The following is a 15,069-nucleotide window of genomic DNA, read 5'->3' as shown; positions in this document are numbered from 1 at the left end:
CCGGCCCGGCATGCCGGCCGGCCCGGCCGGCAAGCCCGTGACGCCGCCCGCCCGCCCGGAACCGCAGCGTGCGGGCTTCCCGGCCGTCGCCCCGGTCTCCCCGGCCCGCCCGAACCGCGGTGGCGTGCCCGTGCCGCCGGCCGGTCCGCCGCCGCAGGGTGGCCCCGCTCCGCTCGGCGGCATGCCGCCGCAGGCCGGTCCCCACGCGGGCCCCGGACCTGCCGCTCCGCACGCCGGACCCGCTCCCGCCGGCCCGATACCCGGCCCGCACGCGGGTCCGGGCCCGAAGCCGGGCGGTCCCGCCGTGGGCCCCGGGCCCACCGGTGGTGGCCGTCCGCCGGGCCGCCCCGAGCCGATCGCGGTGCGCCCGCCGGACCCGAACGCCGTGGTGCCGCCCGCCGGCGACCGCCGCGCCGGACTCGCCGCGGGTGTCGACGCCATCCGCGGCGCCCGCTCAGAGGTGCGCAAGCAGCTGCGCGAGCAGCAGCGGCTGCGCATGTGGACGCTGATCGCGCTGGTGGCCGTCGTCGTGGGCGCGCTGCCGTTCTACTTCGTGCTGCGCGCGGCGACCCGTGACCCGGTGCTGACCACGCTGGACGCGCTGGACGTGCCGTCCTGGGCGGTCACCTCCGGCAAGACCGAGGACAACATCTACGGCAGCCGCTGGTGCCTGATCGAATGCCGCTACCGCGAGCGCTCGCTGGAGTCGCAGCGGGGGATCGACGAGACCACCGAGGCGTACACCAAGGCGCTCACCGACGCGGGCTGGTCCCGGTGGAACGTGGCCAGCTGCGTGCTGGACGAGGGCACCGAGGGCAAGTTCTCGTGCTGGCGGCGCGACGAGTTCACGCTGGACCTGTGGGTCCGTCCGATCACCACCCCGGAGTGCACGGACCTGCTGCGCAACCGGCCGACCGTCGGCCCGAGCCAGGAGCCGGCGCAGCCGAGCGCCGATCCTTCGGCGGCCCCGTCGGCCGCGCCGGCCGGTGACCCGGACGCCTGCAAGGGCTCCGCGGTGACGATCAAGGTGCTGAACACGGTCGCCGACGACCGCATCCGGTTCACCGCGGATCCGAACGGCGAGCAGGGCGCCGGCGGGGACGAGGAGACCGGTGCGGAGAGTCCTGCCCCGACACCGTCGGCGAGCTGAGCCCGGCTGCTGCGAGCGCCGTCGCGGCGGGCGGTAGGGTCTGCACGTCAGGACAAAGTGCGACGTGCGGAGGATGTGGCATGTCTGGAGGCGAGATCGCGGCGCTGATCGCGGCGGGTGCGTTCGCGATGCTGGTGCTGGTGCTTGCCGTGCCGATCCTGCGGCTGCGGCACACCGTCGACGCCGCCACGGTGACGTTGCGGCAGGTCAGCCAGCGTACGGGCCCGATCCTGGACAACGTGAACCTGACCGTCGACAACGTCAACACGGCGCTCGGCCAGACGCAGGTCACGCTGGACGGGGTGAACGTGCAGCTGGCGAAGGTCGACGTGATGACCCAGCACCTGGCGGCGACCACGGCGAACGTGTCGAACCTGGTGAGCGTCGTCACGGCGACCGCGGCCAGCCCGCTGGTGAAGGCGGCCGCGTTCACGTACGGCGTACGGCGTGCCACGGCGGCCCGCAAGGAGGCCGACGAGGCGAAGTCGGTGCGTGACGAGCTCAAGGCGCGCAAGCGCACCCGGCGGGGCTGAGCCATGATCCGCAGGTTGCTGTGGCTCGGTGTCGGCATCGGCGTCGGTGTCGTGGTGGTGCGGCTGGTGACCCGCCAGGCGCGCAAGTTCACCCCGGCCGGGCTGGCCGGGACCGCCCAGGAATCCATTGGTCACGCCGCGGGCTCGGTGCGAAGCTTTATGGACGACGTCCGCGACGGCATGGCCGACCGTGAGGACCAGCTCTTCGCCGCCTTCTCCGACGGCGTGTCGATCGAGCCCGTAGACCTGCCCTGGGCGCACGGGGTCGGCAGCAAGTTCTATCAGTTCAAGCAGCAGCAGGAAGGCGAGCAGCAGCGATGAGGACCGCGGAAGTCAAGCGACGGTTTCTGGCGCACTTCGAGGCCAACGGGCACACCGTGGTCCCGAGCGCTCCACTGCCGGCCATCGACGATCCGAACCTGCTGTTCGTCAACGCCGGCATGGTGCAGTTCGTGCCCTACTTCCTGGGCCAGCAGACCCCGCCGTTCCGGCGCGCGGTCAGCGTGCAGAAGTGCATCCGGACGCCGGACATCGACGAGGTCGGCAAGACGTCGCGGCACGGCACGTTCTTCCAGATGAACGGCAATTTCTCCTTCGGTGACTATTTCAAGGAGGAGGCGATCCGCCTCTCCTGGGACCTGATGACCAAGCCCCTCGACGCGGGCGGGTTCGGCATCGACCAGGACAAGATCTGGGCGACGGTGTATCTCGACGACGACGAGTCGATCGGGTTCTGGCGCGCGGTCGGCCTGCCCGCGGAGCGCATCGTGCGCCGCGGCAAGGCGGACAACTTCTGGTCCATGGGCATCCCGGGGCCGTGCGGACCATGCTCGGAGATCTACATCGACCGCGGTCCGGCGTACGGCCGCGAGGGCGGTCCGGAGGTCGACGAGGACCGCTACATGGAGGTCTGGAACAACGTCTTCATGCAGTACGAGCGGGGTCCGGGCACCGACAAGGAGAACTACCCGATCCTGGGGCCGCTGCCGGCGCAGAACATCGACACCGGCATGGGCCTGGAGCGGATGGCGTCGATCATGCAGGGCGTCGACAACCTCTACGAGATCGACGAGGTCCGCCCGCTGATCGACAAGGCGTGCGAGCTGACCGGCAAGCGATACAACGTCAGCCACACCACCACCGCGGCTGAATCGCACCCCGACGACGTGCGCCTGCGCGTCATCGCCGACCACGTGCGCACCTCGCTGATGCTGATCGGTGACGGGGTGACCCCGTCGAACGAGGGCCGCGGTTACGTGCTGCGGCGCATCATGCGCCGGGCGATCCGGGCGATGCGCCTGCTCGGTTACGAGGACCCGGCGCTGCCGGAGCTGCTGCCGGTGGCGCGCGACAGCATGTCGCCGTCGTACCCGGAGATCGCGACCGACTTCGGCCGCATCTCGCAGTACGCGTACGCGGAGGAGGAGGCGTTCCGCAGCACGCTGCGCGCGGGCACCACGATCCTGGACGTGGCGGTCGCCGACACCAAGAAGTCCGGCGGCAAGGTCCTGGCGGGCGACAAGGCGTTCAAGCTGCACGACACGTACGGCTTCCCCATCGACCTCACCTTGGAGATCGCGGCGGAGCAGGGTCTGACGGTCGACGTCGACGGCTTCAAGCGGCTGATGGCCGACCAGAAGGCGGCGGCGAAGGCCGACGCGCAGGCGCGCAAGACGGGTCACGCCGACCTGTCGGCGTACCGGGGCGCGCTCGACGCGGGCGGCGCGGTCGAGTTCACCGGCTACGCCGAGGTGTCGCGCGAGTCGAAGGTGCGCGCGCTGATCGGCAGCGGCGGCCTGATCACGTCGGCGGGCGAGGGCGAGCTGGTCGAGGTCGTGCTCGACGTCACCCCGTTCTACGCCGAGGGCGGCGGCCAGCTGCCCGACCTGGGTCTGATCACGGTCGGCGGCGGCAAGGTCGAGGTGCTCGACGTGCAGCAGCCGCTGCCGGGCCTGATCGTGCACAAGGCGCGGGTCGTCGAGGGCGAGGTCCGCTCCGGTGAGGCCGGCTACGCCCAGATCGACGTGGAGCGCCGCCGGGCGATCTCCCGCGCGCACACCGCGACGCACCTGGTGCACCAGACGATGCGCAACTTCCTCGGCGAGTCGGCGACCCAGGCGGGTTCGCTGAACGCGCCGGGCCGGCTGCGGTTCGACTTCAACACGCCGGGCGCGGTGCCGGCCAGCGTGCTGATCGACGTCGAGCAGCAGGTCAACGAGGTGCTGATGAGCGACCTCGAGGTGCGCGCGTTCGTCACCTCGCAGGCCGAGGCCAAGCGGCTGGGCGCGATGGCGCTGTTCGGCGAGAAGTACGGCGAGTACGTGCGCGTCGTCGAGGTCGGCGAGTACGCCCGTGAGCTGTGCGGCGGCACCCACGCGGCCCGCTCGGGCCAGCTGGGCCTGGTGAAGATCCTGTCGGAGGCGTCGATCGGCTCCGGCGTGCGCCGGGTCGACGCGCTGGTCGGCATGGACGCGTTCCGGCACCTGGCCAAGGAGCACCTGCTGGTGTCGCGCCTGGCCGAGCTGTACCGGGTGCCGCGCGAGGAGGTCGGCGACCGGGTCGAGCAGACGGTGTCGCAGCTGCGCGACGCCGAGCGCGAGCTGGAGAAGATGCGCGCGCAGCTGGTGCTCGGCGGGGCCGCGGCGCTGGCCGAGGGCGCGCTCGACCTGGGCGGCGTGGCGTACGTGGGCACCGAGGCGCCGGAGGGCGCGGCGGTCAACGACGTGCGCACGCTGGCGCAGGAGGTGCGCGGCCGCTTCCCGGCGGACCGGCCCGCGGTCGTCGCGGTGGCCTCGCGGGCCAACGGCAAGGCGTCGCTGATCGTGGCGGTCAACGACGCGGCCAAGTCCCGCGGCCTGTCCGCGCAGGACCTGGTCAAGGGTGCCCTGTCGGGCCGCGGCGGCGGCAACGCCGACCTGGCCCAGGGCGGCGGCGTTCCCGCCGACCAGGCTCCGCACCTGCTGGGGTCCGTCCAGAACGCGGTGCAGACCCGCTGATCCGAGTAGTCCTTCCGGAGCTCCACCCCCTGCTTTCCCGGCAGTGGGTGGGGCTCCGGTCTTTTCGTGTGGAGGAGTAGTCATGACATGGACCCGTGGGGTGCGGCTGGGGATCGACGTGGGCACGGTGCGGATCGGGGTGGCGGTGTGCGATCCGGACGGAATCCTGGCAACTCCGCTGGTCACCGTGGCTCGCCAGGCCAAAGCGGACGACTCTGACATTTCGGCTGATATGGTGGAGATCGCGCGCCTGGTGGCCGACCATGGCACGGTGGAGGTGGTGGTGGGACTGCCCATCAACCTCGCCGGGGTCGAGGGGCCGGCCGCCAAGCACGTGAGGGCATACGCCGACGCCCTGGCCGGTCTGATCGCGCCGGTGCCGGTGGTGCTCGCTGACGAGAGGATGTCCACCGTCACGGCCACCCGGCGGCTCGCCGACCGCGGTGTCCGGGGCAAGCGGCAGCGTGCCGTCGTCGACCAGGCGGCCGCGGTGGAGATCCTGCAGGGTTGGCTCGACGCGCAGCGAAGGCGAGCAGGATGATCGACGAACTGGACCGTGCTTTCGACGACGACCACGACGAAGATCCCCGGCAGCAACTGCCGCCGGGTGAGGCCAGTCGTCAACGCAGGCGGTTCGGTTGGATGCGGTCCGTGCTGGCCATGGGCCTGGCCCTGGTGCTGCTCGGGGCGCTCGGCATCGGCGCCGTGGTGGTGTACCAGAAGATCAGCGGGGCGCTGGGCACCTCCGACTGGGAGACCTCGGCCGACGGCACCGAGGTGCAGATCGAGATCAAGAGCGGCGACACGCAGGCCGAGATCGCCCGCACCCTGAAGGCGGCGGGCGTGATCGCCAGCGAGAAGGCCTTCATCGAGGCGGGCGAGCGCAACCCGGACGCGCTGCGCATCCAGCCCGGCTATTACAGGATGCGCACCCACATGAGCGCCGAGGACGCGGTGCTGCGCCTGCTGGACCTGAAGAACCGCATCGTCAACGGGATCACGATCCCGGAAGGGCTCAGCTCGTTCCGGGTGTTCAAGCTGCTGTCGGCCAAGACCGGCATCCCCGAGGACGACTTCAAGGCCGCCGCGAAAGACCCGATCGCGCTCGGGGTGCCCGACTGGTGGTTCAACCGCACCGACGACAAGAAGGTCAAGCCGTCGGTCGAAGGCTTCCTGTTCCCCGACACCTACGAGTTCGCGCCCAACGCCACCGCCGAGAGCATGCTGCGGGTCATGGTCAACCGGTTCCTCACCGTCACCGGCAGCATGAACTTCGCCGAGACGGTCCCGGCGCAGCTCGGCGGGATCGCGCCGTACGAGGCGCTGATCGTGGCCTCGCTGGCCCAGGCGGAGGCGGGCAACGCCGACGACTTCGGCAAGGTGGCCCGGGTCGCCTACAACCGGGTGTACAAGCGGATCCCCGACCTGACGTGCGCCTGCTTCCAGTTCGACGTGACCGTGAACTACTCGCGCGAGCTGGCCGGCAAGGACCCCAAGCCGTCCAGCGGGCTCAGCCACGACGAGCTGACCGACGAGAAGAACCCCTACAACCGCAACGCCGAGGGGATGATCCCCACGCCGATCAACAACCCGGGCAAAGCGGCGCTGGAGGGCGCGATGTCGCCGCCCAAGGGCGACTGGTACTACTTCGTGGCGACCGACAAGGAGGGCCACTCGGCCTTCTCGGAGACCTTCGAGGAGTTCTGCGAGGACAACGAGACGGCCGTGAAGAACAAGGTGCTCAAGCAGAGCTCTTGTTGAGCCGCCTGCCTTGTCCGAATAAGCCCGTTAGATCCTGGGTGGCGGCTGAAAACCCACCGTCCGCCCGGGGGTGTGCAAAACCCTTCACGTGTAACGTAGCCGCCGATGGCGACCCGTACGTGAGAGGGCACCGATGACTGACGAGCTTTTCCTGTCGTTCGAGGAACATCCCGAGCGCGGCCAACAGCGGCGTCGGCACGGGGTGGACAACAACCGTGGCCGGAACAACAAGAAGAAGAAAAAGAAGAAGAAGCGCGGCCGCTCCTTCCTCGCCCTCTTCCTCACGCTGTTCCTGCTCGGCGGCCTGGCCGGCGGCGCGTACCTGGGCTACGACAAGATCAAGAACCTGCTGGTCACCCCCGACTACACCAGCGCGGCCACCTCCGCCGAGGTCGAGGTCGAGATCAAGCAGGGCTCCCGCGGCCTGGACATGGCCGAGGTGCTCAAGCAGCACGACGTGATCAAGAGCGAGCAGGCGTTCGTCGAGGCGTGGGAGAACAACCCCGACGCCAAGAAGATCCAGCCCGGTCTGTACAAGCTGCGTGTGCAGATCAGCGCCGCCGACGCGATCACGATGCTGCTCGACACCAAGAACCGACTGGTCAACGGCATCCTCATCGCCGAAGGCCTGTCGACCTTCAAGATCTACAAGCTGCTGTCGGAGAAGCTGGGCATCCCCGAGGCCGAGTTCAAGGCCGCCGCGAAGGACCCGATCGGGCTGGGCGTGCCGGCCTGGTGGTTCAAGCGTGAGGACGGCAAGAAGGAGAGCCGCTCGATCGAGGGCTTCCTGTTCCCGGACACCTACGAGTTCCCGAAGAACGTGACCGCCAAGTCGGCCCTGTCGATGATGGTCGAGCGGTTCATGAAGGTCACCGGGGACATGGGCTACGCCGACAAGGCCGCCGCGCTGAACATCTCGCCTTACCAGGCGCTGATCGTGGCGTCGCTGGCCCAGGCCGAGGCGGGCAACGCCGACGACCTCGGCAAGGTCGCCCGGGTGTCCTACAACCGCGTCTTCAGCGAGAAGGCCGTGGCCGAGATCGGCACCTGCCACTGCCTGCAGTTCGACGTCACCGTCAACTACTCGCGGGAGATGGCCGGCAAGAAGGCCGTGCACTCCAGCGACCTCACCCAGGCCGAGCTGACCGACCCGAAGAACCCGTACAACCGCAACGCCAAGGGTCTGCCGCCCACCCCGATCAACAACCCGGGCAAGAAGGCGCTCGAAGGGGCGGCCGATCCACCGAAGGGTGATTGGATCTACTTCGTGGCCATCGACAAGGAGGGCCACTCGGCCTTCTCGTCGACCCACACCCAGTTCTGCAAGGACAACCAGACGGCTGTGAAGAACGGCGCGCTGGAGCGGAGTTCCTGCTGATGCGCGCAGCGGTCCTCGGCAAGCCGGTCAGCCACTCGCTGTCGCCCGTCCTGCACAACGCGGGCTACGCGGCGGCGGGACTGACCGGCTGGTCGTACACCGCGATCGAGTGCGCCGAGGCCGACCTGCCCGCCTTCGTGGCGGGCCTGGGGCCCGAGTGGGCGGGGCTGTCGCTGACCATGCCGCTCAAGGAGGTGGGGCTGACCGTCGCGACGGCGGTCAGCCCGGTCGCCGCCGCGACAGGGGCCGCGAACACCCTGGTCCACCAGCCTGACGGCAGCTGGCACGCGGACAACACCGACGTGCCCGGCATGGTCGCCGCGCTGGGCGAGGCGGGGGTCAGCACGGCGGCGCGGGTCGCCGTGCTCGGCGCGGGCGGCACCGCACGGGCCGCGGTGGCGGCCGCGGCGCGGTTCGGGGCCGAGTCCCTCATCGTGTACGCCCGCCGTCCCGAGGCGATCGACGAGCTGCGCCCGGTGGCCGACGCGCTCGGTGTGCCGCTGACCGGCGCGGGCTGGGCGGCGGCGGAGGAGTGCGCCACCGCCGACGTGGTCATCTCGACCGTGCCCAAGGGCGTCGCCGACCACCTGCAGGTGCCGTGGCGGCCCAAGACGGTGCTGTTCGACGCGCTCTACGACCCGTGGCCGACCCCGCTGGCCGCCTCGGCGCAGCGAGCCGGAAACCGCGTCGTATCCGGATTGGATCTCCTGCTGAATCAGGCTCTGGGCCAGTTCGAGCAGTTCACGGGGGTTGTCGCGCCGGTCGAGGCGATGCGCGGGGCACTGCGGGACGCCCGTCGCGGCTAGCCTGTCCGGGTCGGTGCGACCCTGGGGAGGCAGACCGGTGACGGAAGAGTTCTTCATCGCGTTCGGTGACGAGCCCGAGCAGCGCAGGCCACGCCGCCCGGCCGGTGGGCGAAGTCCCCGCAAACGCCGCAGGCGCCGCCGCAACCGCGCCGTGCTGGCCGGGATGCTCACCCTGTTCCTGCTGGCCGGTGCGGGAGCCGTGGTGTATCTCGGCTTCGACCGGGTCAAGGGCTGGTTCGGCACGCCGGACTACACCTCCGCCGAGGGCACCGCCGAGGTGACCCTGGAGATCCCGGAGAAGGCGACCGGGGGGCAGATGGCCGAAGTGCTGAAGGCCAAGGACGTGATCGCCAGCGAGCAGGCCTTCCTCGACGCCTGGAAGGAGAACCCGAAAGCCGCGACGATCCAGCCGGGCCACTACCGGCTGCGCCTGCGGCTCAGCGCCGCCGATGCGATCACGATGCTGCTCGACCCGGCCCGGCGCATCGTGAAGGGTGTGACCGTCCGCGAAGGGCTCTCCTCGTTCAAGATCTACAAACTGCTGTCGGAGAAGCTGGGCATCCCCGAGGCCGACTTCAAGGACGCGGGTGCGGACCCGGTGAAGCTGGGCGTCCCGGAGTCGTGGTTCGACCGCGACGGCAGGAAGGTCACGAAGTCGATCGAGGGTTTCCTGTTCCCGGACACGTACGAGTTCCCGCCGGACGTCACCGCGCGGTCCGCGCTGGAGACGATGGTGCGGCGGTTCCTGGCCGTCACCGGTGAGTTGAAGTTCACCGAGTCGGTGCGCGGCGGGCTGAAGGTCGCCCCGTACGAGATGCTGATCGTCGCCTCGCTGGCCCAGGCGGAGTCGGGGACCGCGGCCGACCTGCCGAAGGTGGCCCGGGTCGCCTACAACCGTATCTTCCAGCCGAAGGCGGGTGTCTGCACCTGCCTGGAGTTCGACGTGACCATCAACTACTGGCGCGAGACGAAGGGGCTGGAGCCCATCGGGTCGGGGCAGATGACCAGCGCCGAGCAGAACGACAAGAAGAACCCGTACAACCACAACGTGCTGCTGCTGCCCACGCCGATCAACAACCCGGGCCGGGCGGCGCTGGCCGGCGCGGCGAGACCGGCGAAGGGCGGCTGGTACTTCTTCGTCGCGATCGACCAGAAGGGCAACTCGGCCTTCTCCACGAACTACGAGCAGTTCTGCCGGGACAACGACATCGCCGTGCGCAACAAGAAGCTGGCCCGCAACTCCTGCGATTGACCCGGACCTGGGCGTGCTGGCCCGCGCGCTGCACCGGGCCTGAGCGGCGGCGCACGGCCACCGGACCGGCGAGCGCCGCGGTGGCCGTGCGCATCTTGGCGATATCAGCGTGTTTAGTCCTTAATATCCGAATTTCCTCGGTACTCTGGCGCGGTTGTCCGTTGCCGGAGCCGATCGGGAGTCGAGGATGAGCGCGCGCAAGGTCGCCATGGCCGGTGAGGTGGCGCTCGCCATCGTGGTGATCGCGGTCGCGGGGCTGCTGTCGTTCGTGACCCCGGCGAGCCCGGCCGCGGTGGCGTCGATCCCGCCGCTCGCCCCGGAGATCAGCGAGCCGTCCTCGGACGGGCAGCTGCTCAACGGGGCCGACGTGCACATGGAAGCCCAGCCGTTCGCCGACGCGGACGTGCGCGACGAGCACGCCTGCAGCGACTGGGAGATCTGGTCGGCCGCCCCCGAGCCGGTCGAGCGGGTGTGGGCTGCCGAGTGCGTGCACGGCGCGTCCCGCCTGCACACCCACCTGGGCAACGGCACGTTCACCGGCTCGCTGGCCGGGGCGGCCGAACTGCCGCCGGGCCGCGCGTTCGAGGTGCGCGCCCGGTTCCGGTCGTCCTCGGCCGACCCGGGCACGCAGTGGAGCCCGTACTCGGTCCGCCCGTTCCGCACCGACGTGCAGCTCGAACCGCTGCCGGGCGCGCCGCAGTGGCGCACCATGCAGGACGGCTACGTGGTGGAGGAGGTCGCGTCCGGGTTCGCGCTGCCCGTCGGCATCGCCATGGCGGCAACCCCGCCCGCCTCGCCGGACGCCCCGCGCTTCTACGTCAACGAGCTCTACGGCCAGATCAAGGTGGTCCGCGGCGACTTCAGCGTCGCGACGTACGCCAAGGATCTGCTGAACTTCGACCCGACCGACAAGTTCCCCGGCGACGGCGAGATGGGCCTCGGCGGCATCGTGGTCGAACCGCAGACCGGCGACCTGTTCGCCGCCATGGTCTACAAGACGGGCAGCAAGCTCTACCCGAAGGTGGTCCGGCTGACCAGCTCCGAGGACGGGATGAGCGCGACCAAGGTCACCACGGTGCTGGACATGAAGGGCGAGGACATGGTGGCCTCGCACCAGATCTCGAACCTCACCATCGGGCCGGACGGCAAGCTGTACGTGCACGTCGCCGACGCGTTCGAGCCGAAGACGGCCCGGGACAAGGACTCCTTCCGCGGCAAGGTGCTGCGGATGAACCTGGACGGCAGCGCGCCCGAGGACAACCCGTTCTACAAGGCCGGCAACGGCGACAAGGCCCGGGACTACGTCTACGCCCTGGGCCTGCGCAACCCGTTCGGCGGCGCGTGGCGGGCCGCCGACGGGCAGCACTACTCGGTGGAGAACGGACCCTCGGTGGACCGGTTCGCCCGGGTCACCCGGGGCGCGGACTTCGAGTGGTACGTCGGCGACAGCGCGATGAAGAAGAAGGCGCTCTACAACTGGACCGTGGCGCACGCGCCGGTCGGGGTGACCTTCGTGCAGGAGGAGAACAACCAGGGGGCGGGCTTTCCGAAGGAGCTGTACGGCAACGCGTACATCTCCGAGAGCGGCCCGACCTACGCCACCGGACCGCAGGTGCGCGGCAAGCGCATCGTGATGTTCGCCTTCGACGCCAAGGGCAAGGTCACCGGACCGAAGACCCTGGTGGAGTACAACGGCAACGGCAAGTCGACCATCGCCGGCATCGCCGCCGGGACGGACGGGCTGTACTTCAGCGCGCTCTACCCCGACGACGCCAAGGACGGCCCGTACGCGGCCAAGGCGAAGCTCTACCGGGTCCGCTACGCCGAGGCGGCCGGCGCGGCGCCCAAGGACGCCAAGGTGGACAAGAAGCTGTGCACCGACGACGAGTTGAAGATCACCGCGGCGCCCGCCAAGACGACGCTCGCCCGCAAGACCTCGCTCACCATCGGCCTGAAGGTGCAGAACACGTCGAAGCGCTCCTGCGTGCGCGACGTCGGCGCCGATCTGCAGGAGCTGCAGCTGCTGCGCGACGGGGAGAAGCTGTGGTCGTCCGACGACTGCGGGCCGGTGCGCGGCAGCCAGGTGGTCCGCTTCGCGCCGGGCCAGTCCCGCTCCTACAGCGCGACGTGGAACGGCAAGGCCAGCAACACGTGTGAGAAGAAGGGCCGCCGGGTGCCGGCCGGGGCGTCGCCCGCCGCGGGCACGTACGAGATCGTCGCCCGCGTCGGCAGCGACCGCAGCGAACCCGTGACGATCACGCTGAAATGACCCGCCCGCCTGGTGGAACCGGACCTGTCCAGCTCACGTGACCTACGTCCCGTCTGGTGACACCGGCGGGGCGTGGCGGGCAGGCGGCCGGGCCGCCGTGACAGACTGGTGATCGTGTTGCGTTGGCTGACCGCAGGGGAGTCGCACGGGCAGGCGCTGGTCGCCGTGCTCGACGGCGTGCCCGCCGGAATCGAGATCACCAGTGACGAGATCGGCCACGAGCTGGCCCGCCGCCGCCTCGGCTACGGCCGCGGCGCGCGCATGGCCTTCGAGCGGGACGTGGTGACGATCCTCGGCGGCGTGCGCCACGGGCGCACCCTGGGCAGCCCGGTCGCGATCCAGGTCGGCAACTCCGAGTGGCCCAAGTGGCAGACCGTGATGTCGGCCGACCCGGTCGACCCGGACCTGCTGGCCGCGCAGGCCCGCAACGCGCCGCTGACCCGCCCCCGGCCCGGCCACGCCGACCTCGCCGGCATGCAGAAGTACGGCCACGACGACGCCCGGCCGATCCTGGAGCGCGCCAGCGCCCGGGAGACCGCCGCCCGCGTCGCCGTCGGCACCGTCGCCAAGGCCCTGATCAAGCAGGCGCTGGGCATGGACGTGCTGTCCCACGTGGTCGAGCTCGGCTCCGTGGTCGCCAAGTCCGGCCTGGTGCCGGTGCCCGGCGACACCGAGCGCATCGACGCCGACCCGCTGCGCTGCCTGGACCCGCAGGCCAGCGAGCGCATGGTCGCCGAGGTCGACGCGGCCAAACGCGACGCCGACACCCTCGGCGGCATCGTCGAGGTGCTGGTCTACGGCGTGCCGCCGGGCCTGGGCACGCACACGCAGTGGGACCGCAAGCTCGACGCCCGCATCGCCACCGCGCTGATGTCCATCCAGGCCATCAAGGGTGTCGAGATCGGCGACGCGTTCACCCAGGCCCGCTCGCGGGGCTCGGTGGCGCACGACGAGATCGTGCCGACGCCCGACGGCGTGAAGCGGGTCACCGACCGGGCCGGCGGCCTGGAGGGCGGCATCACCTCCGGCGAGCCGCTGCGGGTGCGCGCCGCGATGAAGCCGATCTCGTCGCTGAACCGGGCGCTGTCCACCGTGGACGTGACCACCGGCGAGGTCGCCACCGCGATCAACCAGCGCTCCGACGTGTGCGCGGTGCCCGCGGCGGCGGTCGTCGCCGAGTCGATGATGGCGCTGGTGCTGGCCGAGGCGGCGACGGAGAAGTTCGGCGGCGACTCGGTCACCGAGATCCGCCGCAACCTCGCCGGCTACCTGGACAACCTGCTGATCCGCTGACAGACCGCCGGGTCCGCGCCGTGGACCGGGGGAGGGGAACATCGTGAGCAAGCCGTTGTGCGTCCTGGTCGGCGCGCCTGGGGCCGGCAAGTCGACCGTCGGGCAGCTGCTGGCGCAGGCGTACGGGGTGCCGTTCCGTGACACCGACGCCGACGTGGAGGCCACCGCCGGCAAGCCCATCTCGGAGATCTTCATCGACGAGGGCGAGCCGCACTTCCGGGCCATGGAGACGGCCGCGGTCGCGGCGGCGCTGGCCGAGCACGACGGCGTGCTGGCGCTGGGCGGCGGCGCGGTGCTCGCCGAGGACAACCGGGCGCTGCTGGCCGGGCACACCGTGGTCTACCTGAGCGTGGACCTGTCCGACGCGGTGTCGCGAGTCGGGCTGGGCCAGGGCCGCCCGCTGCTGAACTTCAACCCGCGGGCCACCCTGCGCTTCCTGCTCGACCAGCGGCGGCCGCTGTACGAGCAGGTCGCGACGTACACCGTGGTCACCGATGGGCGCACCCCGGAGGAGATCACCGCCGAGCTGGTCGAGCTGCTGAAGGGCTGAGATGTCGGAGCTGACCCGGATCGCCGTGGGCGGCGACCAGCAGTACGACGTGCTGGTCGGCCCCGGCGTGCTCGCCGAGCTGCCCGCCCTGGTCGCCGGCGCCGACCGGGCCGCGGTGCTGTACGCGCCGCCGGTGCGGGCGTACGCCGAGCAGGCCGCCGCGCACCTGGTCGACGCCCGCGTCCAGCCGGTGATGATCGAGGTGCCCGACGCCGAGGCCGGCAAGTCGATCGGCGTCGCCGAGCGCTGCTGGGACGAGCTGGGCCGGGCCTCGTTCACCCGCAACGACGTCGTGGTCGGCGTCGGCGGCGGCGCGGTCACCGACCTGGCCGGGTTCGTCGCGGCCTGCTGGCTGCGCGGCGTGCGCTGGGTGCCGGTCTCCACCAGCATCAACGGCATGGTCGACGCGGCCGTCGGCGGCAAGACCGGGGTGAACACCGCCGCCGGCAAGAACCTGGTCGGCGCGTTCTACCCGCCCGCCGGGGTGCTCTGCGCCACCGAGGCGCTGGCGACCCTGCCCACCGCGCAGCTGCTGGCGGGCATGGCCGAGGTGGTCAAGGGCGGCTTCATCGCCGACCCGGTGATCCTCGACCTGATCGAGCGCGACCCGCGGGCCGCCGTCGACCCGGCCGGCCCAGTGCTGCGCGAGCTGATCGAACGCAAGATCGCGGTGAAGGCCCGGGTGGTGAGCGAGGACCTGCGCGAATCGGGCCTGCGCGAGATCCTCAACTACGGCCACACGCTCGGCCACGCCATCGAGCGCCGGGAGGACTACCGCTGGTCGCACGGGCACGCGGTCAGTGTCGGCCTGGTGTACGCCGCCCGCCTGGGCGTGCTCACCGGCCGCCTCGACGAGGCCGTCGCCGCCCGCCACGCCGCCGTCCTGCGCTCGCTGGACCTGCCGGTGTCCTATCCCGCCGACGCCTGGGACGACCTGCGCGCCACGATGTCGGTGGACAAGAAGGCCCGCGGCAAGGCGCTGCGCTTCGTGCTGCTCAACGGCATCGCCGAGCCGGTCACCGTGCCCGTCGACGACGAGGCCCTGCTCGCCGAGGCCTACCTGTCCGTCGCCTCCTGAAGG

Annotated in this window: 13 protein-coding genes; all 13 read left to right on the top strand. The window is 70.9% G+C overall.

Translation table 11 applies throughout. From position 1 onward, the window contains the following. A partial coding sequence (locus ACFQO7_RS29000) for a hypothetical protein (protein WP_376809332.1) occupies positions 1-1,150 on the top strand: 1,150 nt, incomplete at its 5' end. An 80-nt stretch (positions 1,151-1,230) separates the two neighbouring features. After that, entirely contained in the window at positions 1,231-1,683 is a 453-nt protein-coding gene (locus ACFQO7_RS28995) for a DUF948 domain-containing protein (protein WP_120320084.1), read from the top strand. A 15-nt stretch (positions 1,684-1,698) separates the two neighbouring features. Beyond that, complete coding sequence (locus ACFQO7_RS28990) at positions 1,699-2,004, top strand: hypothetical protein (protein WP_376809331.1); 306 nt, start codon at positions 1,699-1,701, stop codon at positions 2,002-2,004. Next, positions 2,001-4,679: an alanine--tRNA ligase gene (gene alaS / locus ACFQO7_RS28985; protein WP_376809330.1), complete on the top strand. Its 2,679-nt coding sequence runs from the start codon at positions 2,001-2,003 to the stop codon at positions 4,677-4,679. Before ACFQO7_RS28990 ends, alaS begins: the two co-directional genes overlap by 4 nt. Positions 4,680-4,761: 82 nt before the next feature. Continuing rightward, a complete protein-coding gene (gene ruvX / locus ACFQO7_RS28980; protein WP_360538552.1) occupies positions 4,762-5,220 on the top strand; it encodes a Holliday junction resolvase RuvX in 459 nt (152 codons plus the stop codon). Continuing rightward, entirely contained in the window at positions 5,217-6,440 is a 1,224-nt protein-coding gene (gene mltG, locus ACFQO7_RS28975; RefSeq protein ID WP_376809329.1) for an endolytic transglycosylase MltG, read from the top strand. The genes ruvX and mltG (ACFQO7_RS28975) overlap by 4 nt, the downstream gene beginning before the upstream one ends. Before the next feature lie 133 nt (positions 6,441-6,573). Then, positions 6,574-7,818: an endolytic transglycosylase MltG gene (gene mltG / locus ACFQO7_RS28970; RefSeq protein ID WP_376809328.1), complete on the top strand. Its 1,245-nt coding sequence runs from the start codon at positions 6,574-6,576 to the stop codon at positions 7,816-7,818. Beyond that, positions 7,818-8,624, top strand: coding sequence for a shikimate dehydrogenase (locus ACFQO7_RS28965; protein WP_376809327.1), 807 nt, complete (start codon positions 7,818-7,820; stop codon positions 8,622-8,624). Before mltG (ACFQO7_RS28970) ends, ACFQO7_RS28965 begins: the two co-directional genes overlap by 1 nt. A gap of 37 nt (positions 8,625-8,661) precedes the next feature. Continuing rightward, positions 8,662-9,876, top strand: a complete 1,215-nt coding sequence (gene mltG / locus ACFQO7_RS28960) for an endolytic transglycosylase MltG (RefSeq protein WP_376809326.1) — start codon at positions 8,662-8,664, stop codon at positions 9,874-9,876. Between the two features lie 187 nt (positions 9,877-10,063). Continuing rightward, the gene (locus tag ACFQO7_RS28955) at positions 10,064-12,145 is read left to right on the top strand and encodes a PQQ-dependent sugar dehydrogenase (RefSeq protein ID WP_376809325.1); all 2,082 of its coding nucleotides are present in this window, start codon (positions 10,064-10,066) and stop codon (positions 12,143-12,145) included. A gap of 114 nt (positions 12,146-12,259) precedes the next feature. Beyond that, positions 12,260-13,438 (top strand): chorismate synthase, encoded by a 1,179-nt coding sequence (gene aroC, locus ACFQO7_RS28950; protein WP_360538566.1) that lies wholly within the window; start codon positions 12,260-12,262, stop codon positions 13,436-13,438. 43 nt (positions 13,439-13,481) lie between these two features. Beyond that, entirely contained in the window at positions 13,482-13,988 is a 507-nt protein-coding gene (locus ACFQO7_RS28945; protein ID WP_376809324.1) for a shikimate kinase, read from the top strand. Position 13,989: 1 nt separating this feature from the next. Next, positions 13,990-15,066: a 3-dehydroquinate synthase gene (aroB, locus tag ACFQO7_RS28940; RefSeq protein ID WP_376809323.1), complete on the top strand. Its 1,077-nt coding sequence runs from the start codon at positions 13,990-13,992 to the stop codon at positions 15,064-15,066. The last annotated feature ends 3 nt before the right edge of the window (positions 15,067-15,069 follow it).

Origin of the sequence: Catellatospora aurea (genome assembly GCF_042663325.1) — a bacterium.
Lineage (GTDB): Bacteria > Actinomycetota > Actinomycetes > Mycobacteriales > Micromonosporaceae > Catellatospora > Catellatospora aurea.
Note: the sequence above shows the minus strand (reverse complement) of the source record. Positions and strands in the feature narration are given on the sequence as shown.

Coding starts and splice junctions, on each gene's coding strand:
- ACFQO7_RS28995 (WP_120320084.1), top strand. CDS start 1,231: ATGTCTGGAGGCGAGATCGCGGCGCTGATCGCGGCGGGTGCGTTCGCG.
- alaS (WP_376809330.1), top strand. CDS start 2,001: ATGAGGACCGCGGAAGTCAAGCGACGGTTTCTGGCGCACTTCGAGGCC.
- ruvX (WP_360538552.1), top strand. CDS start 4,762: ATGACATGGACCCGTGGGGTGCGGCTGGGGATCGACGTGGGCACGGTG.
- mltG (WP_376809329.1), top strand. CDS start 5,217: ATGATCGACGAACTGGACCGTGCTTTCGACGACGACCACGACGAAGAT.
- mltG (WP_376809328.1), top strand. CDS start 6,574: ATGACTGACGAGCTTTTCCTGTCGTTCGAGGAACATCCCGAGCGCGGC.
- ACFQO7_RS28965 (WP_376809327.1), top strand. CDS start 7,818: ATGCGCGCAGCGGTCCTCGGCAAGCCGGTCAGCCACTCGCTGTCGCCC.
- ACFQO7_RS28955 (WP_376809325.1), top strand. CDS start 10,064: ATGAGCGCGCGCAAGGTCGCCATGGCCGGTGAGGTGGCGCTCGCCATC.
- aroB (WP_376809323.1), top strand. CDS start 13,990: ATGTCGGAGCTGACCCGGATCGCCGTGGGCGGCGACCAGCAGTACGAC.